The sequence below is a fragment of the Actinoplanes sp. NBC_00393 genome (genome assembly GCF_036053395.1).
GTDB lineage: Bacteria > Actinomycetota > Actinomycetes > Mycobacteriales > Micromonosporaceae > Actinoplanes.
This window is the reverse complement of record NZ_CP107942.1, coordinates 5,568,512-5,589,758: the sequence shown is the minus strand read 5'-3', so window position 1 is coordinate 5,589,758 and position 21,247 is coordinate 5,568,512. Positions and strand designations below refer to the sequence as shown.

Genomic DNA, 21,247 nt, shown 5'->3' with positions numbered 1-21,247 from the left:
CAGCCGTGACCGCCAGCCAGGCTTGGGCTGGTCCTGCGGGCTGGCGCTGACTGCTGTATCCGGGCCGCCGAAGCAGCCGTGACCGCCAGCCGAGGTTGTCCGGCTGGCGCTCAGTGTCGTTTCAGCGCCGCCGAAGCAGCCGTGACCGTCAGCCGAGGTTGTCCGGCTGGCGCTCAGTGTCGTTTCAGCGCCGCCGAAACAGCCGTGAGCGTCAGCCGAGGTTGACCGGCTGACGCTCAGTGTTGTTTCGGCGCCGCTGAAGCAGCCGTGAGCGCCAGCCGGGGTTGGCGGGACGAATACGGTGGGGTGATGGGGGATTTCACGGCGACGTTGCCTCGTAAGCGGATGGGAGCGGGCGTCCTGCTCTCCGATCCAACCGGCCGGGTGCTGCTGGTCGAGCCGGCCTACAAGCCGGACTGGGAGATTCCGGGCGGCTGCGTCGAGGCCGACGAGTCGCCACTGGCCGCCGCGCAGCGCGAGCTCAAAGAGGAGCTCGGCCTGACGCTTCCGATCGGCAGGCTGCTGGTCACCGACTGGGTGCCGCCCAGGCCGGAACGGACCGAGGGTTTCATGCTCGTCTTCGACGGCGGGGTCCTCGACGCGGAGCAGACGGCCCGGATCAGCCTGCCCGCGGACGAGCTGCGCAGCTGGGCCTGGTGCGCCGAACCAGAGGCCGTCGACCGCCTTTCCACCCTCCTCGCCCGCCGCGTGGCCGCAGCGATCCGGGCTCGCGCCGACGGCACGACCGCCTATCTGGAGAACGGCAGCCTGCCGATCGCCTAACTGGAGAACGCAGCCGGCCCACCGCCAGCTGGACAACGGCAGCCTGCCGATCGCCTAACTGGAGAACGCAGCCGGCCCACCGCCAGCTGGACAACGGCAGCCGGCCCACCGCCAGCTGGACAACGGCAGCCGGCCGACCGCCAAGCTGGAGAACGGCAGCTGGCCCACCGCCAAGCTGGAGAACGGCAGCTGGCCCACCGCCAAGCTGGACAACGGCAGCCGGCCTGGCTGGAGAACGGCAGCGGGCCGGTCAGTTCTTGACGGCGGTGATCAGGGTGAAGCCGAGCAGCTCACCCGCGTCCTTCTCGAGCATGTCGATGACCGGCTGGGGGCCCGGTTCGAGCGAGGCGCAGGCCTGGGCCCAGAGCAGCCAGTCCTGCCAGCCGTCGTCCTGCAGGCGCGCCGAGGTGACCGTGACCAGCTCGGTGATCTCCCACTGGAAGCGCCACCACTGTGGGGTGTGCCAGGCGATCGCCTCCCAGCCGACGACCTCTTTGATGTGCGCCGGGATCGCGCCGAGCTCGCGGACCTCCCGGCTCATCCCGGGCGTGGCCATTCCCAGTTGGCCGCCGGGCCGCAGGAACCGGGCGAGGTACGGCAGATAGCTGTCAGCCGTCCCGAAGTACTCGAACGCGTCCACGCTGATGATCGCGTCGAATGACTCGTCCTCGAACGGCAGCTGGTGCGCCTCGGCGTGCACCGCCCGCACCCGGTTGTCCACCCCGGCCTCGGTGAACACCGCCGCTGCCTGGTCGGCCGGGATCCACCAGTCCGAGGCGACGACGTCCACCCCGAACTCGCGGGCCAGGAAGACCGAGGTCGCGCCCTTGCCGGAGCCCAGGTCGAGCACCCGCATCCCGGGCCGCAGGTCGAGGTCACGGGTCAGGTTCTCGAGCAGCCACAACGGGTGCGGGCCCATGTCGAGGCTCAGCACCCACGCCGGGTCGTAGCGGGACGAGCGGGGATAGCGGTCGGGGCGCACCAGACGTTCCAAGGCGGTCACCAGCCGACCCAAACGGATCACCGGCCCGCCGGCAACCGGATTCCCAGGCGCGAGAAGAAGCGCGTGCAAGAGCAGGCGCGTGCAAGAGCAGGCGCGTGCAAGAGCTGGCGCGTGCAAGAGCAGGCGCGAGCAAGAGCGGACGCGAACAAGAGTGCTATCGGCCGTGGAAGATCGGGCGGCGTTTCTCGATGAAGGCTCGCGGCCCCTCCTTGGCATCCTCGCTGGTGAACACCTCCATACCGATCCGCGCCTCGATGGCGAACGCGTCGTTTTCGGCCATGCCCTCGGTCTCCCGGATCGTGCGCAGGATGGCCTGCACCGCGAGCGGCCCGTTGGCCGCGATGAGCGAGGCCAGCTCCAGCGCCTTGGTCAGAGCCTCGCCGTCCGGGACGACGTGCCCGATCAGGCCGGCGTCGCGCGCCTCGGCGGCCGACAGGTGGCGGCCGGTGAGCAGCAGTTCGGCCGCCACCGTGTACGGCAACTGCCGCGGCAACCGCACCGCCGACCCGCCCAGCGGGAACAGTCCCCACCGCGCCTCGGACACCCCGAACCGGGCGCTTTCGCCGGCCACCCGTACGTCGGTGGCCTGCAGAATCTCCGTGCCGCCGGCGACCGCCGCCCCCTCGACCGCCGCGATCAGCGGCTTGCTCAGCCGCCGGCCCTTGAGCAGCGCGTCGATCCGGGACAGGTCGATCCCGCCGTTGCCGCCGAAGTCGTCGCCGGGATGTGACTCGGTCATCGCTCGCAGGTCGGCGCCCGCGCAGAACGAGCCGCCCGCCCCGGTGAGGATGGCGACCCGGATCGACGGGTCGGCGTCGACCCGGTCCCAGGCGTCGCGCATCACGGCCATCATCTCGGGTGAGAGTGCGTTGCGGACCTGCGGCCGGTTCATCGTGACGATCAGGATCGGTCCGCGCTGTTCGACGAGAGCGTCCACCAGGTCTCCTTAAGAGCACGACGAGAGCGCGACAAGTGCACGACAAGTGCGCGACGAGAACAGACAAGAGCGCGACAGGGCTTGCCCAGAACGATAACAGGTTCTACTTTCTGGTGATGGCGGCCAATATTGCGGACCTGATCGAGCACGCGGTCGACGCCTTTCCCGACCGTGTCGCGGTGGCCTGCGGCGAACGTGAACTGACCTACGCCGAGCTGGAGGACGCCGCCAACCGTCTGGCCCACTTCCTGCATGATCACGGGCTGGGCCGGGGCGACCACATCGGACTGTACGCGGGCAACTCGATCGAGGCCGTGGTATCCATGGTCGCGGTCTACAAGCTGCGTGCGGTGGTCGTCAACGTCAACTTCCGGTACGTCGAGAACGAGTTGCAGTATCTGTTCGCGGACGCCGAGTTGAAGGCGCTGATCCACGACCGCAAGTACGCCCCGAGGGTCGCCGCGGTGCTCCCCGCCGCGCCCGGCCTGCACACCACGGTCGCGCTGCCCGACGGCTCGGACGAGAAGATCGACGGCACCCGCTACGAGGACGCGCTGGCCGGCGGGGCGCCGGTCCGGGACTTCGGTGAACGGTCCGGCGAGGACATCTACCTGCTCTACACCGGCGGCACCACCGGCTACCCGAAAGGCGTCATCTGGCGCCACGAGGACGTGTGGCGGGTGCTCGGCGGCGGCATCGACTTCATGTCCGGCATCCCGCTCGAGGACGAGTGGGCGCAGACCCGGCGCGGCACCGAGATGCCGCCGATGACCCGGCTCTGCCTGGCCCCGCTGATCCACGGCAACGCGCAGTGGGCCGCGCTGATGGCGTTGTTCGCCGGCGACACCGTGGTGGTCCTGCCGCACTTCGACGCCGAGGAGGTCTGGCGCACCATCGAACGCCGCAAGGTGAACGTGGTGGTGCTGATCGGCGACGCGATGGCCCGCCCGATCATCGAGGCCTTCCTGGCCGGCAACCACGACGGCTCGTCACTGGTGGCGGTCTCCTCCAGCGCCGCGCTGTTCTCTCCATCGGTGAAACGCCAGTACCTGCAGGCGCTGCCGGACATCATGGTCACCGACGCGATCGGCTCCTCGGAGACCGGGTTCGCCGGGATCGGCATCGTCGCCGACGTCGAGGGCGGCGCGGTTGACGGCCCCCGGGTGATGCCCGGCCCGGACACCATCGTGATCGACGAATACGGCAAGAAGGCCGCGCCGGGCGTGATCGGCCGGCTGGCCCGCGGCGGGTACGTCCCGCTCGGCTACTACAAGGACCCGGAGAAGACCGCGGCGCTGCTCACCGAGGTCGAGGGCGTGCGCTACGCGATACCCGGCGACCTGGCCCGGCTCGAGGAGGACGGCACCATCACGCTGCTCGGCCGCGGCAACACCTGCATCAACACCGGCGGCGAGAAGGTTTTTCCGGAAGAGGTCGAGGGTGCGCTGAAGGCACACCCGGACGTCTTCGACGCCCTGGTGATCGGGGCGGCAGACGAGCGTCTCGGTCAGAGGGTGGTCGCTCTGATTCAACCCCGCGACGGCGTACGGGTGAACCTGGACGAACTCGAACTACATGTGCGTCAACGCGTCGCCGGCTACAAGGTGCCCCGCTCGGTCTGGCTGGTGGACCGGATACATCGCACGATCAGCGGAAAGGCCGACTACCGCTGGGCCCACGAGTACGCCCGCACCCACGCCGAGGCGGTGCGCAGTGCGGACTGACCTCTGCGAGCGGCTCGGGATCGACGTCCCGATCGTCGGGTTCAGCCCGTCCGAGCACGTCGTCGCGGCGATCAGCCGGGCCGGCGGGCTCGGTGTGCTGGGCTGCGTCCGGTTCAACGACGCCGACGAACTGGACCAGGTCCTGACCTGGCTGGACGGCGAACTCGGCGACCGCCCGTACGGCGTGGACGTGGTGATGCCCAGCCGCGTGCCGACCGAGGGCACCCCGTCCGACCTGAACGAGCTGATCCCGCCCGGGCACCGCGACTTCGTCGAGCGCACCCTGCTGCGGCTCGGTGTCCCCCCGCTCGGTGTCGACGAGTCACAGCGCGCCGGCGTCCTCGGATGGTTGCACTCGGTTGCGCGTACCCATGTGGAAGTTGCTCTGACCCACCCGGCCCGGCTGATCGCCAACGCGCTCGGCCCGCCGCCGGAGGATGTGATCCAGCAGGCGCATGCGCACGGCCTGCTGGTCGCGGCCCTCGCGGGCCGCGCCGATCATGCCCGCAGCCATCTGGCCGGGGGCGTGGACATCGTGGTGGCGCAGGGGTACGAAGCGGGCGGGCACACCGGCGAGATCGGCAGCATGGTCCTGATCCCGGAGATCGTCGACGCGGTCGGCGCGGACGTGCCGGTGCTCGCCGCGGGCGGCATCGGCAGCGGCCGGCAGATCGCCGCCGCCCTCGCGCTCGGCGCCCGCGGGGTCTGGATGGGGTCGGTGTGGCTCGGCACCGCGGAGTACCAGGCCACCGAGGCGCTCCGCGAAGCCCTGCTGAAGGCCGGCTCGGGTGACACCGTGCGCAGCCGCATCTATACCGGCAAACCGGCCCGGCTGCTGCGCAACCGCTGGACCGAGGCGTGGAACGATCCGCAGGCGCCGAAACCGCTGCCGATGCCCTTGCAGAACCTGCTCGTGTCGCGCGCCCACGACCGGCTGATGTCCTCCGGTGATCCGAGCGTGGTGCCGATGCCGGTCGGTCAGATCGTCGGCCGGATGAACGAGGTCCGCCCGGTCGCCGAGGTTCTCGCCGAACTGGTCGCCGAGGCCGACGAAACCCTGGCCCGCCTCGGCAAACTGACGTGAACAGGAACGGGCGGCTCCCGCGTGGGAGCCGCCCGTTTCCGGTCCGTGAGGCCACATTCGACGGCCACAACCGGGACACCCGGATGCCGATGAAAGAATTTCCACGGAAATTAAGAATGGAACAGTGACGGCGATATCACAGAAATGTTGCCGACGTGTTTTCGCCCATCGGCAGGGTGACGTAGCCCACCCCGCGAGCAGCCAAATCCCGCCCGCAGCGATCCGCTGAACCAGTCGAATCGCCGCGGGCGGAAAGATCTTGGCGCGGCGGACATTCGACATCCGCCGGTGCCGACCGTAGCACGAATTTCCTATTCAAAGCCGTCCTGGAATTCGTGAGCATCGACTCTTTTTTCAGATTTCCCGGGTCAGGCGGCGGCGGTTTCCGAGCGTCCCTGATCGAACTGGGTGTTGTGCAGCTCGGTGTAACGGCCGCCCGCGGCGAGCAATTCGGCGTGCGTTCCGCGCTCCACGACCCGGCCCTCCTCGATGACCAGGATCTGGTCGGCGGCACGGACCGTGGACAGCCGGTGGGCGATCACCACGGCGGTCCGCCCGGTCAGCGCTTCGCCGAGAGCGGCCTGCACCGCCTGCTCAGACGTGGAGTCCAGATGGGCGGTGGCCTCGTCGAGCACCACCACCCGCGGCCGGGCCAGCAGCAGCCGGGCGATGGTCAGCCGCTGCCGTTCGCCGCCGGACAGCCGGTAGCCGCGCTCGCCGATCACCGTGTCCAGCCCGTCGGGCAGCGACTCGACCAGCTCGGCGATCCGGGCCCGGCGCAGCACCTCCCACAGCTCGTCCTCGCCGGCCTCCGGGCGGGCGAGCAGCAGGTTGGCGCGGACGGTGTCGTGGAAGAGATGGCCGTCCTGGGTGACCAGGCCGAGCGTCTGCCGCAGCGAGGCGGCCGTCACGTCACGCACGTCGATGTCGGCCAGCCGGACCGCTCCCTCACCCACGTCGTAGAGGCGGGGCAGCAGCGACGCCATCGTGGACTTACCCGCGCCGGACGACCCGACCAGGGCCACCATCTGCCCCGGCTCCGCGCGGAACGAGATGTCGTGCAGCACCTCCACCCCGCCGCGGGTGTCCAGGGTCGCGACCTCCTCCAGCGAGGCCAGCGAGACCTTGTCCGCCGACGGGTACGCGAACCGGACCCCGTCGAACTCCACCGCCACCGGCCCGTCCGGCACCGGGCGGGCATCCGGCTTCTCCTCGATCAGCGGCTTCAGGTCGAGCACCTCGAAGACCCGCTCGAAGCTGACCAGCGCGCTCATCACCTCGACGCGGGCGCTGGCCAGGGCGGTCAGCGGCGCGTACAACCGGGTGAGCAGGATGGCGAGCGCCACGACCGCGCCCGGCTCCAGCTGCCCCTGGATCGCGTAGTAGCCGCCGAGGCCGTAGACCAGGGCGATCGCGACACCCGACACCGAGACCAGGGCGGTCAGGAACACCCATTGCGTCATCGCCGTACGCACCCCGATGTCACGGACCCGCCGGGCGCGAGCGGCGAACTCGGCCGACTCGGCGCCCGGCCGGCCGTAAAGCTTGACCAGCGTCGCGCCCGGCGCCGAGAAGCGCTCGGTCATCTGCGTGTTCATGGCCGCGTTGTGCTCGGCGGCCTCGCGCTCCAACTTGGCCAGCCGGCCACCCATCCGGCGCGCCGGCAGCAGGAAGACCGGCAGCAGCAGGAGCGACAGCACGGTGATCTGCCAGGAGATGCCGAGCATCACGATCAGCGTCAGGATCAGCCCGACCAGGTTCCCGACGACACCGGACAGGGTGTCGCTGAACCCGCGCTGCGCCCCGATCACGTCGTTGTTGAGCCGGCTGACCAGCGCGCCGGTACGCGTACGCGTGAAGAACGCCACCGGCATCCGCTGCACATGGTCGAAGACCGCCGTGCGCAGGTCGAGGATCAGCCCCTCACCGATCCGCGACGAATACCACCGCTGCACCAGCCCCAGCCCCGACTCGAACAGCGCGATCACGCCGATCGCCACCGCCAGCCCGAAGACCAGATCGGTGTCCTGCCCGTCGACGATCGCGTCCACCACCCGCCCGGCCAGCACGGGAGTGGCCACGGCCAGAACAGCCGTGACCACGCTGACTATCAGGAACCCGGTGAGCGCGCGCCGGTGCGGCCGCGCGAACCGCGCAATCCGGCGTAACGTCGCCAGCTTGAACGGCCGCTTGTCGTCCTGCTGATTCATGGCGTGGTACATCGAGTTCCACGCAGCCATCTCCATGCTCATGGCTCGACGCTCCCACCTGCACTCAGGTTCAGGTCAAGCGCTTTCCGCCATCAGAGCCCCTCGCCGCGGGAAGCCCCGCTCCGCGCCGGAACGCCTGGCGGGGCGGATCCGGGCGCGGAGCGGGCATCGGGCGGCGCATTGCTGGGGGCGTAGGTTCACCCGACGCGATCATGGTGCGGGTCGAGGCTGAGATCCAGCTGAGCCGCCGGTTACGAAACCGGTCATGATCCTTTGCCGACGGATACCGGGAAGCGTTAGTCGAGCACGATGACGGCGCGGCCGGGGAGAGTGCCGGCGGCCAGCTGGGCGTACGCGTCGTCGGCGGCTTCGAAGGGGAACTCGGTGACCTCGTTGCGGATCGTGCCGGCGCGGGCCAGGGCGATCACGTCCTGGGCGTCGGCGATCGATGAGCCCTGGAAGGTGAAGACCTCGCCGTCGCGGGGGAGTGTGCCGAACCACGGGGCTGCCAGTCGGCCACCGGCTGAGCCGATCAGGCCGTAGGCGCCGCCGGGGGTCACCGCTGCGATGCCGGCGGCGATGGTCTCGTCGGTGCCGACGAAGTCGAGCACCACGTCGGCGCCGGAAACGCCGGACAGGTCGGGGGAGGCGGAGGACGCTCCAACTGAGACCGCGTAGTCGCGGCGTGCGGGCGCGGGGTCGACCACGAAGATCTGGGCGCCGCTCAGCACCCGCAGGAACTGTACGGCGAACGCGCCCAGCCCGCCCGCCCCGATCACCACGACGCGGCCGGAAGCGGTGATCCGGGGCAGCGCACGGCGTACCGCGTGGTAGGCCGTGGCGCCGGCGTCGGTCAGCGGGCCCGCCGAGCGGGGGTCGAGGTCGCCGAGCGGCAGCAGGTCGCGGCGGCCGGGCACCAGCACATAGTCGGCCAGGCCGCCGTCTCGCCCGTACCCCCGGCCGGTCAGCCCGTGTGGGCACATGCTGTCGCGTCCGCGCAGACAATGACCACAGCTCCCGCAGGAGGTGGGGGAGACCAGCGCGACGGCCTCGCCCAGGGTGAGGCCGTCGACGCCGGCGCCCACCGCGGCGACCCGGCCGGCGGTCTCGTGGCCGAGCGTGAACGGCATCCGCCAGCCCAGTTTGTCGCCGACCACCTGCGGCATCCGCCGCATCGTCAGGTCGGAGCGGCACAGCCCGCAGCCGGCCACCCGCACCAGCACCTCGCCCGGGCCGGGCGACGGCACCGGCACGGTGGTGGGTTGCGGGGGCTCGCCCCAGTTCGTCATCCGGTACGCCCGCATCGTCTCCACTGGAACACGTTATCGCAGGATCCAGCAGTAGCGTTGACCGAATATTAGAACTCGTTCTAGCCTCATCCCATGCTGACGCAGCCGCTCGCGGACGCCATCCGGGAAGCCGAGAAGATCATCACCAGCGCCCCGCACTGCCGGGGCGACCAGGACCTCGTCGAGGGCTACGACTACCTGGCCGGCAGCATCCGGGCCTCGATCCAGATGGCCGGCGCCTACGAGCGGGACTTTCCGTATTTCGTCCGGTCCACCGGCCCCTACACCAAGATGGGCCTGGACAACCCGGACACCCTCTACTTCCACGCCTGGCTGCGCGAGGACGCCGAATACCTGGTCACCGGCGTGCGCGGGACCACCGCCGACCTCAGCTTCCAGATCCTGGACGGTGACTACTCGCCGGTCGAGGTGCCCGGCAGCCTCGCTGCGTTCGACGACCGCGAGATCGACATCGGGCCCGACGGGGCGTACCGGATCACCGTCGGCCCGGCGAAGAACGCGGCCATGCTGGTGGTCCGGGAGGTGTTCAGCGACTGGGCCGCCGAGCGGCCCGGCAAGCTGCGCATCCAGCGGGCCGACAAGATCGGCGCGGCGCCGCCACCACTCACCCTCGACAGGATGACCAAGCGGTACGGCGTAGCCGGCAAGATCCTGCTCAGCCGCCTGCGCACCTTCCTCGCCTTCGCCGAACGGTTCTACCTCGGCCTGCCGGTCAACACGCTCACCACTCCGCGGCCGACACCCGGCGGACTGTCCACGCAGTACTCGTCGGTCGGCCACTACGACCTCGACGACGAGCAGGCCATGGTGGTCACCGTCCCGGCGAGCGACGCTCCCTACCAGGGGATTCAGCTCGGCAGCACGTGGTACGTCTCGCTCGACTACATCAACCACCAGACCAGCCTCACCGCCGCCCAGGCCACCATCGATCCGGACAGGATGATCCGGTACGTGATCAGCGAACGGAACCCGGGCGTCGCCAACTGGCTGGAGCGCACCGGGCACCGCCGCGGATACGTGCAGCTGCGCTGGCAGCGGCTGTCCCGGGCGCTCGGCGCGGCGGACGGGCCCAAGGTCGACATCGTGGCCGTCGACGACCTGCCGAAACAGTTGCCCTACTACGAGGCGATCGGCGCGCCGGCGTACCGGGAGCGGATCGCCGCCCGACAGGCCGCCACCGCCGACCGGATGCTGGGCTGAGCCGTGCTGCTCGCCGACAAAGTGGTGCTGGTCGCCGGCGTCGGGCCCGGCCTCGGTCAGGCCGTCGCCGTCCGGGCCGCGCAGCACGGCGCCGACGTGGTGCTCGCCGCGCGTACCGAATCGGTCCTCGCCGAAGTGGCCGGCAAGGTCACCGCGGCCGGCCGCCGCGCTCGGGCGGTGCCGACCGACCTGACCGACGACGCCGCCGTGCAGCGCCTCGTCGACACCGCACTGGACGAGTTCGGGCGGGTCGACGCGCTGGTGCAGAACGCGTTCGCCATGCCGCCGATGCGCAGCCTCGGCAAGGTCGACCTGGACGAGCTGCGTTCCGGCTTCGACGCCAACGTGCTCGCCGCCCTGAACACGATCCGGCTGCTCACCCCGGCCCTCGTCGACTCCGCCGGCTCCGTCGTGGTGGTCAACTCGGCGGTGCTGCGGCACTCGCGGCGGCCGTTCGGGCCGTACAAGGTGGTCAAGGCCGGGCTGCTCGCGGTCGCCCAGAACCTGGCCAGCGAACTCGGGCCGAAAGGGGTCCGGGTCAACTCGGTGGCGCCCGGCTGGATCTGGGCGGACACACTGCGGGCCTGGTTCGACTTCCAGGCCGCCGAACGCGGGGTGCCGGCCCGGCAGATCTACGACGAGATCGCGGCGAACATCGACCTGCGGCGCCTGCCGGAACCCGAGGAGGTGGCGGACGCGGTCTGCTTCCTCGCGTCCGGCCTGGCCCGGGGCATCACCGGGGCCTGCCTCGACGTCAACTGCGGGGAGTTCCACCATTGACTGCCACCCAACGCACCGACGTCGGCACCGTCGAGGATCTGCACGCCTCGGCGACCCGGCTCACCGGCCTCGACGACTTCGGCGTAGATCATCTTGACGGGTTGCGGGTGCTGCTTTCCGCGTACGCGAAAGAGGCAAGCCTGACCCCGGCCGGCAGCAAGCAGACCCGCGGCCTGCTGCGCTCCGCCCTGGTCTCCCGCCTGCTGGCGGAAGCCGCCTGGAAGCAGTACCCGCAGCATGCGGAGGTGGGCGTGCCGCGGCCGATCTTCGTGACCGGCCTGCCGCGCACCGGCACCACCGCGCTGCACCGGCTGCTCGCCGCCGACCCCGCCCACCAGGGCCCGGAGCTCTGGCTCTGCGAGGTCCCGCAGCCCCGCCCACCCCGCGCCACCTGGGACGAACATCCGGTCTTCGTGGCGCTGCGTGACGCCTATGCGCAGCATCCGGAACTCATGGGCATGCACTACACCGGCCCTGAGCAGGTCGAGGAGTGCTGGCGGATCTTCTGCCAGTCGATGACGTCGGTCTCGTTCGAATGCACCGCGTACATCCCGGCCTATTCTGCCTGGCTCGCCGCGCACGACTGGACGGCGGCCTACCAGCGGCACCGCCGCATCCTGCAGCTCATCGGCCTGCCGGACCAGGAGCGGCGCTGGGTCCTGAAGAACCCCAGCCACCTCTTCGCCCTGAACGCTCTACTCGAGGTCTACCCGGACGCCGTGATCATCCAGACCCACCGGGATCCGCGCACCGCCATCGCCTCGGTGTGCAGCCTCAACGCGCGCTCCTCGGCCGGCTGGTCCACGGTTTATGAGGGGCCGGTGGTCGGCCGCACCCAGCTCGCCCTCTGGTCCCGCGGCCTGCGCCGCTTCCGCGCCGACCGCGCCGGGCACGACCCGCAGCGCTTCATCGACGTCCGGTATGAGGACTTCGTCCGGGATCCGCTGGCCACCGTCTCAGCGATCTACGATCGCCTCGGCATTCCGCTCACCGACGCCGCGCAGGCCGCCATGCAGAACCAACTGCGGGGTACGCGCAAACCAGCGCACCGCTACGACCTGGCCTCCTTCGGCCTGACGCCGGCCGACGTGGACGCGGCGTTTCTGGGGTAAAGACCGGTCGTGCACACCGTCGAGCTGCTCTTCGACGCCGCCCTGGAAGCGGGCGTCCGGGACGCCTGGGCCCGGCTGCAGGCGGCGGGGCTGCGCAGCCTCGCCGCCCACGGTCATCCCACCAACCGTCCGCACCTGACGCTGGTGACCACCGGCCGGCTGGACCGGCTGCCCACCCTGTCACTGCCGGTCCCGGTCTCGCTCGGCCCTGCCGTCATGCTCGGGCGAACCCTGGCCCGAGCCGTCGACGATGGTCCTGAGCTGCGCAAACTCCACGACCTCGTCTGGCAATCGGTGGAGCCGTCGAACCCGCTGCACTCGCCGGGCCGCTGGATGCCGCACGTCAGCCTGGCGCTGAGAGTCCCCGCCACCCAGGTCTCACCGGCGCTGGACCTGCTGCGTGACCTCGCGCCGGCGCACGGCCAATTGGTGGCGGCCCGAAGCTACGACACGGAGTCACGCATCACCGTCGACCTCTAGGCACTCCCGGCGCACCGCCCTCCGCCGCCCGGAAACCCGCGCAGGCCTCGGCCGGCCGGGCCGCTCCCGTCGGCACGTGCTGTTCCCCGCCCAACCGGCCGCCAGCACTCGCGAGCCGCCCGCCGCGCACGTCTCGGCCCGGTTTCGTGCCTGACTGGCGGCTGGTCCCGCCGAGCCGCCGTCCCCGCACGTTTCGGGGGTCCGGTTGCAGGTCTGGGTGGCGGCTGGCGTTGGTGAGCCGCCTGCTGCGCATGTCTGCGCGTCGTTGTTGCGTGCGTGGTTGGCGGCTGGCGTTGGTGAGCCGCCTGCTGCGCATGTCTCGGCGCCGTTGTTGCGTGCGTGGCTGGCGGCTGGCGTTGGTGAGCCGCCCACCAAGCACGTCCCCGCGGCCGTTGTTGCGTGCGTGGCTGGCGGCTGGCGGTCGTGAGCCGCCTGCCAGGCACGTCTTCGCCGGGTTGGTTGTGTATGTGGCGGCCGCGGTCACGCGGGATGCAAGTGGGCGCGCATGCGGTCGGTGAAGGACTGCATCGCGGCTGGGCCGGGGAACTCGGCGGCGTCGAGCATGGCCAGCTGGAGTCGTGGGCCGTGGAAGCCGTGCCGGTCCATGTCCGCCCGGTGGATCGGCTGGACCACGAAGTGGATGTGGCCGGGGACCCCGCCGGCATGGGACCACAGGGTGACGTAGACCTGTTCGGGTGCGGTCAGTTCGGTCACGGCCGCCGAGGTGCGCTGCAGCAGTGGGCCCAGCTCGGCGCTCTCGGCAGCGGTCAGGTCGGCGACGTGCAGCACGTGCCGGAACGGCTTGACGATCAATGTGCCGACGCCTAGCGGGCCCACGCAATGCTCGACCACCCAGTGACCGGTCTCGTCGATGCGGCCGCCGGGCAGATGGGCTCGGCCTGAGGTCAGATCGCAGGCCGTGCATCCATTCTCGTCGCTCACGGCCGCAGCCTATGACGGCCACGGCTGTGAACGCAGCCGGTCCGCGGCGGGCCGGGCATGCTGGGCGGGAGGGCGGCCGGCCAGAGGGTGGCTGGGCGGGAGGGCTGGCCGCTACGAGGGTGGGAGGGCTGGCCGCTACGAGGGTGGCTGGGCTGGAGGCGGCCCGGGGCTACGGGGTGAGTGGGGCGATGACCTCTTCGGCGAAGCGGTGCAGGGCGGCGCGCTTCGTGTCGAGGTCGGCGTCGAAGCCGGCGCCGTAGGCGCGCCAGGGGACTACGATCGCGTCGGTTACGCCGATGGAGGCCTGCTGGCGGTAACCGTCCAGGCCGAAACGGTCGATGCAGACGGCCTGGACCTCGAAGGGGAGGTCGGCGCGGCCGTAGGAAGCGCGCAACGACGTCAGGCGCTCGATGGTCGTACCGAGATCCTTGAAGCGCATCATCGCTGATGACCAGCCATCGCCGATGCGGGCTGCGCGCCGCAAGGCGGGTTCGGTGTGGCCGCCCACGTAGATCGGCACCGGGGCGCTGGGGGCCGGGCTCATCTGGAGCTTTTCGAACGAGAAGTGCTTGCCGTGGTACGAGACCATGCCGCCGCCGAGGATCAGCCGCAGCACGTCGATCGCCTCGTCGGCGCGGGCGCCGCGGTCCTTGAAGGGGGTGCCGCACCAGTACGACTCCTCGGGCGACCAGCCGAGCCCGACGCCGAGGCCGAACCGGTTGCCGGTCAGGTTGGCGACCGAGCCGACCTGCCGGGCCAGCAGCACCGGGTTGCGCGGGTCCAGTTTGAGGACCTGGGTGTAGAACCGGATCCGGCTGGTCACCGCGCCCATCGCGGCGGCGGCCACCATCGGGTCGGCCCACGGGGTGTCGGCGTCCCAGAAGCGGCGGCCGTCCGGGGTGTAGGGATAGTTGGCCGACACGTGCTCGGAGTAGAAGAGCGAGTCGGGCAGGGCGATCGACGCGAAGCCGCACTCCTCGGCGGTGCGCGCCAACTCGGTCAGCTGGTCGAGCGGGCTCAGGGCGATGCCCAGGGTGAACTTCATACGAGCACCTCGGCTAGGTCGAGCAGTTGGGCGGTGGCGCCGCCGAGCAGGAACTCGTGGTACTTGGCGGCGAGGAAGTAGCGGTGCAGCGGGTACTCCAGGTCGATGCCGACGCCACCGTGGATGTGCACGGCGGTGTGCAGAACCCGGTGACCGGCCTCGGCGGCCCAGAAACCGGCGGTGGCCACCTCGGCCGGGCCGGGGTTCGACACCGCCTGCCAGAGCGCGACCCGCAGTGCTTCGACGTCGATGTACGCGTCGGCGAGCCGCTGCGACACGGCCTGGAAGGCGCCGATCGGGCGGCCGAACTGGATGCGGGTGCGGGCGTACCCGGCGGTCATCTCGAGGGCGCGTTCGACGACGCCGAGCTGGTAGGCGGCGGCGCCGACGGTCAGCCGGGCCCGCATCCACCCGGCCGCGGCGGGGTCGGTGAGGTGCGGCTGGTCCGGCAGCGGGGAGCGGAGCAGGCCGGTGCCGGGGCCGCCTTCGACCTGCTGCGGTTCGATGTCGGCGGACTCGATGAGGTGGACGCCGGTGGCGGTGGGGATCAGGACCGCGGCGGGGGCGGGGTTGATGCCGTGGACCTGGCCGCCATGGCCGACGGCCAGCACGGAGTCGTAGACGAAGGACGGGTCGAACTGGGCCAGTGTCGAGGCGGCGACGACGATCGAGGTCAGGTACGGCACGGTGGCGGCGTGACGGCCCAACTCGGTCAGGATCGCGGTTTGCTCGGGTAGGGCGTACCCCTCGCCTCCTGCCTGCTTGGGAAGTGCGGCCGTGAGCACACCTGCCTCGGTGAGCGCCGGCCAGAGCGGGCGGCCGGAAGCCGCGAGATCGCGGGTGAGTGCGGCCAGCTCGCGCGCCTCGTCACCGGGTTCGAAATCCATGATCGGGCCCCTTATCGCCGGATCGGGAGGCCGAGGGCGCCGGCCGCGATGATGTCGCGCTGCACCTCGTTGGTGCCGCCGCCGAAGGTGAGGATCAGCGCGGCGCGGTGCATCCGCTCGATCCGGCCGGCCAGCAGCGTCCCCGGCGAACCGTCCCGGACCAGCGCCGCCGGGCCCAGCACCTCCATGAGCAGCCGGTACGCCTCGATCGCCAGCTCGGTCCCGTAGACCTTGCCGGCCGACGCCCGGGTGGCGGCCGGCGCCGACTGCGCGTCCGCGGCCACCCGCCAGTTGAACAGCTTCAGCGCTTCCGTTCTGGCGTGCACGCGGGCCAGGTGCAGCCGGACCCACTCCTGCTTGATCGCCCCGGTCGACGTCGCCCACTCGACGACCTCGCGCAGCGAGCGCTGCAGCGGTGCGACCGGGGTGAGGGCGACCCGCTCGTGGTTGAGCTGGCTGGTGATCAGCCGCCAGCCCTGGTTCTCCTCGCCGACCAGCGCGGACACCGGCACCACCACGTCCTCGTAGTAGGTGGCGCTGGTCGACGGGCCGGCCACGGTGTGCACCGGGGTCCACGAGAAGCCGGGGGAGTCGGTCGGCACGATCAGGATGGACAGGCCGCGGTGCCGTTCCGCGGAGGGGTCGGTGCGGCAGGCCAGCCAGACGTAGTCCGCGTACTGGATGAGGCTGGTCCACATCTTCTGACCGTTGATCACGTAGTGGTCGCCGTCGCGGACCGCCCGGGTGCGCAGGGCGGCCAGGTCGGTGCCGGCGTCCGGTTCTGAATAGCCGATGGAGAAGTGCAGCTCGCCGGCGGCGATCCGGGGCAACAGGGCGGCGCGCTGCTCGGGCGTGCCGTGCCGCATGATCGTCGGACCGACGGTGTAGATGGTCAGGAACGGCACCGGCACACCGGCCAACGCCGCCTCGTCGGCGAAGATCAGCTGGTCCATCGCGGACCGTCCGCCGCCGCCGTGCTCGGCCGGCCAGCCGAGCGCCAGCCAGCCGTCGCGGCCGAGTCGCCGGACGATCTCCCGGTAGGCGGTTCCGTCGCCGTACTCGCCGCCGCGGTCGGTCAGGGCTTCGCGGAGGTCGGGGGTCATCAGATCGGCGAAGTACGCCCGTAGCTCCTGGCGCAGCTTCTCTTCCGGAGGATGCATCGGCCGTCCCCGTCGCGTTAGATTAGAACGTGTTCTACTAGTAGACCGAGCGCGGCGGGAGGCGTCAACAGTGGATGCTTATCTGGTAGGTGCGGCGCGTACCGCCGTCGGCCGGCGCGGTGGGATGCTGTCCGGCGTGCACCCCGCCGATCTGGCGGGGCAGGCGATCGTCGCAGTTCTGGAGCGGGCCGGTGCGGACCCGGCGGCGGTCGACGATGTGATCCTCGGCTGTGTCGACACCCTTGGACCGCAGTCCGGTGACATCGCGCGGACGGCGTGGCTGGTGGCGGGACTACCGGAACATGTTCCCGGTGTCACGGTCGACCGGCAGTGTGGTTCGGGGCAGCAGGCTGTGCACTTCGCCGCTCAGGCGGTGGCCAGTGGCACCGCGGATCTGGTGGTGGCCGGGGGAGTGCAGAGCATGAGTCAGGTGCCGATCGGCAGTGCGATGGCGCCGGAGGGGCCCTACAAGAAATCGGAAGGGTGGGTCGCCCGATACGGCGATCAGGAGATCAGCCAGTTCCGCAGTGCGGACGAGATTGCTTCGAAGTGGGCGCTCAGCCGGGCTGAGCTGGAGGAATACTCGCTCGCGAGCCATGCCAAGGCGCTCGCGGCAATTGATCGAGGCTGGTTCGCGGCGGAGATTGTCGGCGACAAAACGGATGAATGCCCTCGCCGGGACACGTCTGCGGCCAAGGTGGCTGCGCTGAGGCCGCTGCGCGACGGTGGCGTCACCACGGCCGCGATGGCCAGCCAGATCGCGGACGGTGCGGCTGCCCTGCTGGTTGCCTCGTCCGCCGCGGTGCGAAGCCACGGCTTGCGGCCTCGTGCCCGGATTCATCACCTCTCCGCGCGTGGGGATGACCCGGTCCTGATGCTGACCGCGCCGATCGCGGCCACCGCGCACGCGCTGCGCCGCGCGGGGTTGAGCGTTGGCGACATCGACCGGTTCGAAATCAATGAGGCATTTGCGAGCGTGGCTCTGGCCTGGCTGCGCGAGACCGGAGCCGACCCGGCCCGCGTCAACGTCAACGGCGGGGCGATCGCGCTCGGCCACCCGCTCGGCGCGACCGGCGCGCGACTGCTCACCAGCCTGCTGCACGAACTCGAGCGCTGCGACGGCCGCTACGGCTTGCTCACCATGTGCGAGGGCGGCGGCCAGGCCAACGTGACGATCATCGAACGCATGTGACCCGGCGGCGGCCGGCCGGGCGATCATCGAACGCATGTGATCCGGCGACGGCCGGCCGGGCGATCATCGAACGCTGTTGAGCCGGTCCAGGATGGCGTGCGCGTCCTTCATGATCCGGTCGATCAGTTCGGCGCACGACGGCAGGTCGTCGATCACACCGGCCACCTGACCTGCGGACATCACCCCGTACTCCGGACGGCCTTCCACCATCGCCGTGCGCAACAGCACCGGCGTGCCCGCCGCCATCAACGTCTGCGCCCAGGTCAGCTCGCGGCCGTGCCGCGCCGCGCGGCCGGCGCGCAGCAGCTGCGGCCAGGAGAGCCCGGCCAGACGCCGGAACGCGACCGCGTGCCGGGCCGAGCGCACCAGGGCACTCACCCTTCCCGATCTTTCCAAACCATCGATGTACGGCGTACGCAGCACCCGGTGCGGAACCCCGTCAACCCTCGTGGTCACCACCGTCCCGGTCACCGGCGCATCCAGGTAGAGCTGCTTGACCTCCCCGGCGACCGGGCTGTCCGCGGTGAGCAGGAATCGGGTGCCCATCGCGATCCCGGCCGCACCGTAGGCCAGCGCCGCCACCAGCCCCCGCCCGTCGAAGAACCCGCCGGCCGCCACCACCGGAATGTCCACCGCGTCCACCACCTGCGGCAACAGCAGCGTCGTCGGGACCGGCCCGGTGTGCCCGCCGCCTTCGCCGCCCTGCACCAGCACCGCGTCCACGCCCCAGCCGGCCACCTTCTCGGCGTGCCGGCGCGCGCCGACCGACGGCATGGTCAGCAGCCCGCCGTCGGCGCACCGCCGGATCAGCTCCCGGTCCGGGGCCAGCGCGAACGACGCCAGCCTGACCTTCTCGCGGATGAGCAGGTCGATGCGCTCCCGGGCGTCGGGTGCGTCGGCACGCAGGTTGACGCCGAACGGGGCGTCCGTACGCTCGCGGATCCGGTGGATCGTGTCCCGCAGTTCGCCGAGGCTCATGGTCGCCGACGCGACGATGCCGAAGCCGCCCGCGCCGGAGACCGCGGAGACCAGGCGGGCGCCTGCCACGTACCCCATCCCGGTCTGCACGATCGGATGCCGGCAGCCGAGCAGGTCGGTGAGCGCGGTCCTCACCGCAGTTCCTTCTCCCGCAGGCCGTCCGGGTCCAGGTGGTTGCTGAGCAGCGACAGCTCCTCCGCGGTCGGCTCCCGGGTCGAGGGGACCTCGTCCGGAACGGTCAGCGGGAAGCCGGTGGCCGCGACGACCTCGGGCACGGTGACGCCGGGGTGCACCGAACGCAGGCGCATCGAACGTTCCGGGGTGGCGAAGTCGAGCACCGCGAGGTTGGTGACCACCACGCGGATCTCGTACGCGCCGCGGTCGTGGCCGACGCCGGAGACCATGTCGACGTGCTCGACGAAAACCCGGGGCGAGTGCCGGGGCACCCAGTAGCTGGTCGGGTGGTTGACCGTGTTGCCGGGGGCGCCGCGTACGCCGAGCAGCTGCGACTTCGGCCGGGACCAGTCGCCGATGCAGGAGATGTTCTGGTTGCCGTACCGGTCGAGCTGGCTGGCGCCCATCATCACGTGCCGGGTGCCGGCGGCGACCATCGTGAACACCGCCCGGTACGGCAGCCAGCCCTCGACCTGCTCGTCGCGCAGCAGCGTGGCCTCGCCGTCGGTGACCAGCAGGTCGGGGGAGAAGGTGAGCTGGGCCAGGCGGGCACCGAGTTTCGGGATCAGCCCGGCATGGCTGGCCAGGATCGCGCCGTCGCCGCGCCAGGCCTCGGCGCAGGCCACCACGCACACGTCTGCCCTGGTCATCGCTTGATCGCCTGCTGGTAGGCGGCCTCGTCGCCGTCCAGATAGCGGGCCCGGAAGTCGTCCCAGGCGGTGGTGGCGTACTCGCGCTGGAACTGCTCGTCGCGGCCGTAGTCGGGGACGCAGCTGGTGAAGTGGGCGCCGTTCGGGGTGGCTATCACGCCGTCGACCATCGACCGGTTCACCAGGAGGGTTTGGGGCGGGCCGGCGTCCATCAGATCTGCGGTGCTCAGGATCTCCTCGCAGGAGACGAACCGTCGCTTCGCGGCCAGGCAGAAGAGATCATCGAAGTACGGGTCCGGGCCCAGGTAGCGGCCGTTGCCATCCGCGTCGGCGCGGTTGAGATGGATGATTCCGATATCTAGGTTTATGGCGGGCATAGCGACGAGTTCGGAGTTGTCGGGGTACGGGGAGCGGATCGTCCTGAGTTCCGGGTTGACTCGCATGACGTCGGAGCCGAGGCCGGCCCGGATCGGGAGGAACGGCAGACGGTTCGCCGCCGCGAGCAGTCCCCAATAGAGCATCCCCTCGTCGTACTCGGTCAGCTCCACGGTTCCGGCGCTGCGGGCCTGCCGGAAATGCGGCTCCAGCGGGATGCTGTCCAGGGAGACGAAACCGGTGACCACGCGCCGGACACAGCCGGAAGCCACCAGCAGGCCGACATCGGGGCCGCCGTAGGTGACCAGCGTGAGATCGGTGCGGCCGGAGCGGGCGATGGCCCGGACCAGGGCCATCGGTTTACGCCGTGAGCCCCAGCCGCCGATGCCGATGGTCATCCCGTCGCGGATCTCGCCGACCACCTCGTCGATCGTGACGATCATCGGCCCTCCACAAACCGTTGCCGGGCCCGGTCGCCGGCGCCGTCCAGGTTCAGCTCGAAGGTGAAGCCCTGCTCGAACCGGTAGGAGCGCTTCACGTCGACCGGATCGATGCCGTTCAGCGACTCCTTGGCCCGGCGGATGATCAGCGGATCCTTGCCGGCGATCTCGGCCGCGACCCGGTGCGCGGCCCGCCGCAGCCCGGCTTCGGGGACCACCTCCAGGACCGTCCCGAACCGGTGCAGCTGCCACGCGGTCACCGGCCGGCAGGTGTAGACCATGGTGCGCATCAACTGGTGCGGAACCAGCCGGGACAGGTGCGTGGCGGCGCCGAGCGCACCCCGGTCCACCTCGGGCAGCCCGAACGTGGCGTCGTCGGAGGCCAGCACCAGATCCGCATTCCCCGCCAGGCCGACCCCGCCGCCCAGACAGAAACCGTGCACCGCGGCGATCACCGGAATCGGGCAGTCGTAGACCGCGGCGAACGCCCGCGCACAGCCCCGGTTGGCGGCCAGCAGGGCGTCGTGTCCCTCGGTCCGCTGCATCTCCTTGATGTCGACGCCGGCGCAGAAACCGCGCCCCTCGGCAGCGAGCACCACGGCCCGCGTCTGCGTATCGGCACCGGCCGTGATCAGCGCATCAGCAAGCCCATGCCAGCCCGCCGCCGGAACCGCATTGACCGGCGGAAAGTCGATGACCACCTCGGCGACGGCGCCGCGGTGCAGCTGCACGCCCATGCCCGGCAGCCTAACCTAGCGCTTGCTTGGGTAGCTAGCATCGA

The 21,247-nt window shown here is 70.8% G+C and carries 20 protein-coding genes; 8 read left to right on the top strand and 12 right to left on the bottom strand.

Annotated features, from left to right (window positions below; all coding sequences use genetic code 11):
- Positions 1-309: 309 nt before the first annotated feature.
- Positions 310-783, top strand: a complete 474-nt coding sequence (locus tag OHA21_RS26125) for an NUDIX hydrolase (RefSeq protein WP_328478054.1) — start codon at positions 310-312, stop codon at positions 781-783.
- A 250-nt stretch (positions 784-1,033) separates the two neighbouring features.
- On the opposite strand, the gene OHA21_RS26120 is transcribed toward OHA21_RS26125, so the two are convergent.
- Together OHA21_RS26120 and OHA21_RS26115 are read right to left on the bottom strand one after the other, a co-directional pair.
- Entirely contained in the window at positions 1,034-1,786 is a 753-nt protein-coding gene (locus OHA21_RS26120) for an SAM-dependent methyltransferase (RefSeq protein ID WP_328478052.1), read from the bottom strand.
- A 154-nt stretch (positions 1,787-1,940) separates the two neighbouring features.
- Positions 1,941-2,726 (bottom strand): crotonase/enoyl-CoA hydratase family protein, encoded by a 786-nt coding sequence (locus OHA21_RS26115; RefSeq protein WP_328478543.1) that lies wholly within the window; start codon positions 2,724-2,726, stop codon positions 1,941-1,943.
- A 113-nt stretch (positions 2,727-2,839) separates the two neighbouring features.
- Between OHA21_RS26115 and OHA21_RS26110 the strand changes: the two genes are divergently transcribed.
- Both OHA21_RS26110 and OHA21_RS26105 read left to right on the top strand, forming a co-directional pair.
- Positions 2,840-4,447 (top strand): acyl-CoA synthetase, encoded by a 1,608-nt coding sequence (locus OHA21_RS26110; RefSeq protein ID WP_328478541.1) that lies wholly within the window; start codon positions 2,840-2,842, stop codon positions 4,445-4,447.
- The gene (locus tag OHA21_RS26105; protein ID WP_328478050.1) at positions 4,437-5,531 is read left to right on the top strand and encodes an NAD(P)H-dependent flavin oxidoreductase; all 1,095 of its coding nucleotides are present in this window, start codon (positions 4,437-4,439) and stop codon (positions 5,529-5,531) included. Before OHA21_RS26110 ends, OHA21_RS26105 begins: the two co-directional genes overlap by 11 nt.
- A gap of 368 nt (positions 5,532-5,899) precedes the next feature.
- Here the strand turns inward: OHA21_RS26105 and OHA21_RS26100 are convergent, their stop codons facing one another.
- Together OHA21_RS26100 and OHA21_RS26095 are read right to left on the bottom strand one after the other, a co-directional pair.
- Entirely contained in the window at positions 5,900-7,783 is a 1,884-nt protein-coding gene (locus tag OHA21_RS26100; protein ID WP_328478048.1) for an ABC transporter ATP-binding protein, read from the bottom strand.
- A 254-nt stretch (positions 7,784-8,037) separates the two neighbouring features.
- Positions 8,038-9,045, bottom strand: a complete 1,008-nt coding sequence (locus OHA21_RS26095; RefSeq protein ID WP_328478539.1) for an alcohol dehydrogenase catalytic domain-containing protein — start codon at positions 9,043-9,045, stop codon at positions 8,038-8,040.
- Between the two features lie 78 nt (positions 9,046-9,123).
- Between OHA21_RS26095 and OHA21_RS26090 the strand changes: the two genes are divergently transcribed.
- From OHA21_RS26090 to OHA21_RS26075, 4 genes are read left to right on the top strand one after another with little or no spacing between them, the layout of a single operon-like run.
- Entirely contained in the window at positions 9,124-10,251 is a 1,128-nt protein-coding gene (locus OHA21_RS26090) for a hypothetical protein (protein ID WP_328478046.1), read from the top strand.
- A gap of 3 nt (positions 10,252-10,254) precedes the next feature.
- Entirely contained in the window at positions 10,255-11,031 is a 777-nt protein-coding gene (locus OHA21_RS26085; protein ID WP_328478044.1) for an SDR family oxidoreductase, read from the top strand.
- Positions 11,028-12,143 carry a sulfotransferase family protein gene (locus OHA21_RS26080; protein ID WP_328478042.1) on the top strand — a complete coding sequence of 372 codons (1,116 nt, stop codon included), beginning with the start codon at positions 11,028-11,030 and terminating at the stop codon, positions 12,141-12,143. Before OHA21_RS26085 ends, OHA21_RS26080 begins: the two co-directional genes overlap by 4 nt.
- Before the next feature lie 9 nt (positions 12,144-12,152).
- Positions 12,153-12,623, top strand: a complete 471-nt coding sequence (locus tag OHA21_RS26075; protein WP_328478040.1) for a 2'-5' RNA ligase family protein — start codon at positions 12,153-12,155, stop codon at positions 12,621-12,623.
- Between the two features lie 480 nt (positions 12,624-13,103).
- Here the strand turns inward: OHA21_RS26075 and OHA21_RS26070 are convergent, their stop codons facing one another.
- The 4 genes from OHA21_RS26070 to OHA21_RS26055 all read right to left on the bottom strand — a co-directional run bounded on the left by OHA21_RS26070 (position 13,104) and on the right by OHA21_RS26055 (position 16,657).
- The gene (locus OHA21_RS26070; protein WP_328478038.1) at positions 13,104-13,565 is read right to left on the bottom strand and encodes an HIT family protein; all 462 of its coding nucleotides are present in this window, start codon (positions 13,563-13,565) and stop codon (positions 13,104-13,106) included.
- A 169-nt stretch (positions 13,566-13,734) separates the two neighbouring features.
- A complete protein-coding gene (locus OHA21_RS26065; RefSeq protein ID WP_328478037.1) occupies positions 13,735-14,610 on the bottom strand; it encodes a TIGR03619 family F420-dependent LLM class oxidoreductase in 876 nt (291 codons plus the stop codon).
- Positions 14,607-15,497, bottom strand: coding sequence for an acyl-CoA dehydrogenase family protein (locus OHA21_RS26060; RefSeq protein ID WP_328478036.1), 891 nt, complete (start codon positions 15,495-15,497; stop codon positions 14,607-14,609). Before OHA21_RS26060 ends, OHA21_RS26065 begins: the two co-directional genes overlap by 4 nt.
- A gap of 11 nt (positions 15,498-15,508) precedes the next feature.
- Entirely contained in the window at positions 15,509-16,657 is a 1,149-nt protein-coding gene (locus OHA21_RS26055; protein ID WP_328478034.1) for an acyl-CoA dehydrogenase family protein, read from the bottom strand.
- A 70-nt stretch (positions 16,658-16,727) separates the two neighbouring features.
- On the opposite strand from OHA21_RS26055, the gene OHA21_RS26050 reads away from it, so the two are divergent.
- A complete protein-coding gene (locus tag OHA21_RS26050) occupies positions 16,728-17,849 on the top strand; it encodes an acetyl-CoA C-acetyltransferase (RefSeq protein WP_328478032.1) in 1,122 nt (373 codons plus the stop codon).
- A gap of 63 nt (positions 17,850-17,912) precedes the next feature.
- Here OHA21_RS26050 and OHA21_RS26045 read toward each other — a convergent pair whose 3' ends face one another.
- Genes OHA21_RS26045 through OHA21_RS26030 form a run of 4 tightly spaced genes read right to left on the bottom strand, consistent with a single transcriptional unit; the run spans position 17,913 to position 21,203 of the window.
- Positions 17,913-18,962: an NAD(P)H-dependent flavin oxidoreductase gene (locus tag OHA21_RS26045; protein ID WP_328478030.1), complete on the bottom strand. Its 1,050-nt coding sequence runs from the start codon at positions 18,960-18,962 to the stop codon at positions 17,913-17,915.
- Entirely contained in the window at positions 18,959-19,651 is a 693-nt protein-coding gene (locus OHA21_RS26040; RefSeq protein WP_328478028.1) for a CoA-transferase subunit beta, read from the bottom strand. The genes OHA21_RS26045 and OHA21_RS26040 overlap by 4 nt, the downstream gene beginning before the upstream one ends.
- The gene (locus tag OHA21_RS26035; RefSeq protein WP_328478026.1) at positions 19,648-20,469 is read right to left on the bottom strand and encodes a CoA transferase subunit A; all 822 of its coding nucleotides are present in this window, start codon (positions 20,467-20,469) and stop codon (positions 19,648-19,650) included. Before OHA21_RS26035 ends, OHA21_RS26040 begins: the two co-directional genes overlap by 4 nt.
- The gene (locus tag OHA21_RS26030; RefSeq protein ID WP_328478024.1) at positions 20,466-21,203 is read right to left on the bottom strand and encodes an enoyl-CoA hydratase family protein; all 738 of its coding nucleotides are present in this window, start codon (positions 21,201-21,203) and stop codon (positions 20,466-20,468) included. The genes OHA21_RS26035 and OHA21_RS26030 overlap by 4 nt, the downstream gene beginning before the upstream one ends.
- Between the last annotated feature and the right edge of the window lie 44 nt (positions 21,204-21,247).

Coding starts and splice junctions, on each gene's coding strand:
- OHA21_RS26125 (WP_328478054.1), top strand. CDS start 310: ATGGGGGATTTCACGGCGACGTTGCCTCGTAAGCGGATGGGAGCGGGC.
- OHA21_RS26110 (WP_328478541.1), top strand. CDS start 2,840: ATGGCGGCCAATATTGCGGACCTGATCGAGCACGCGGTCGACGCCTTT.
- OHA21_RS26100 (WP_328478048.1), bottom strand. CDS start 7,783: ATGAGCATGGAGATGGCTGCGTGGAACTCGATGTACCACGCCATGAAT.
- OHA21_RS26095 (WP_328478539.1), bottom strand. CDS start 9,045: ATGCGGGCGTACCGGATGACGAACTGGGGCGAGCCCCCGCAACCCACC.
- OHA21_RS26090 (WP_328478046.1), top strand. CDS start 9,124: ATGCTGACGCAGCCGCTCGCGGACGCCATCCGGGAAGCCGAGAAGATC.
- OHA21_RS26065 (WP_328478037.1), bottom strand. CDS start 14,610: ATGAAGTTCACCCTGGGCATCGCCCTGAGCCCGCTCGACCAGCTGACC.
- OHA21_RS26060 (WP_328478036.1), bottom strand. CDS start 15,497: ATGGATTTCGAACCCGGTGACGAGGCGCGCGAGCTGGCCGCACTCACC.
- OHA21_RS26055 (WP_328478034.1), bottom strand. CDS start 16,657: ATGCATCCTCCGGAAGAGAAGCTGCGCCAGGAGCTACGGGCGTACTTC.
- OHA21_RS26040 (WP_328478028.1), bottom strand. CDS start 19,651: ATGACCAGGGCAGACGTGTGCGTGGTGGCCTGCGCCGAGGCCTGGCGC.
- OHA21_RS26035 (WP_328478026.1), bottom strand. CDS start 20,469: ATGATCGTCACGATCGACGAGGTGGTCGGCGAGATCCGCGACGGGATG.
- OHA21_RS26030 (WP_328478024.1), bottom strand. CDS start 21,203: ATGGGCGTGCAGCTGCACCGCGGCGCCGTCGCCGAGGTGGTCATCGAC.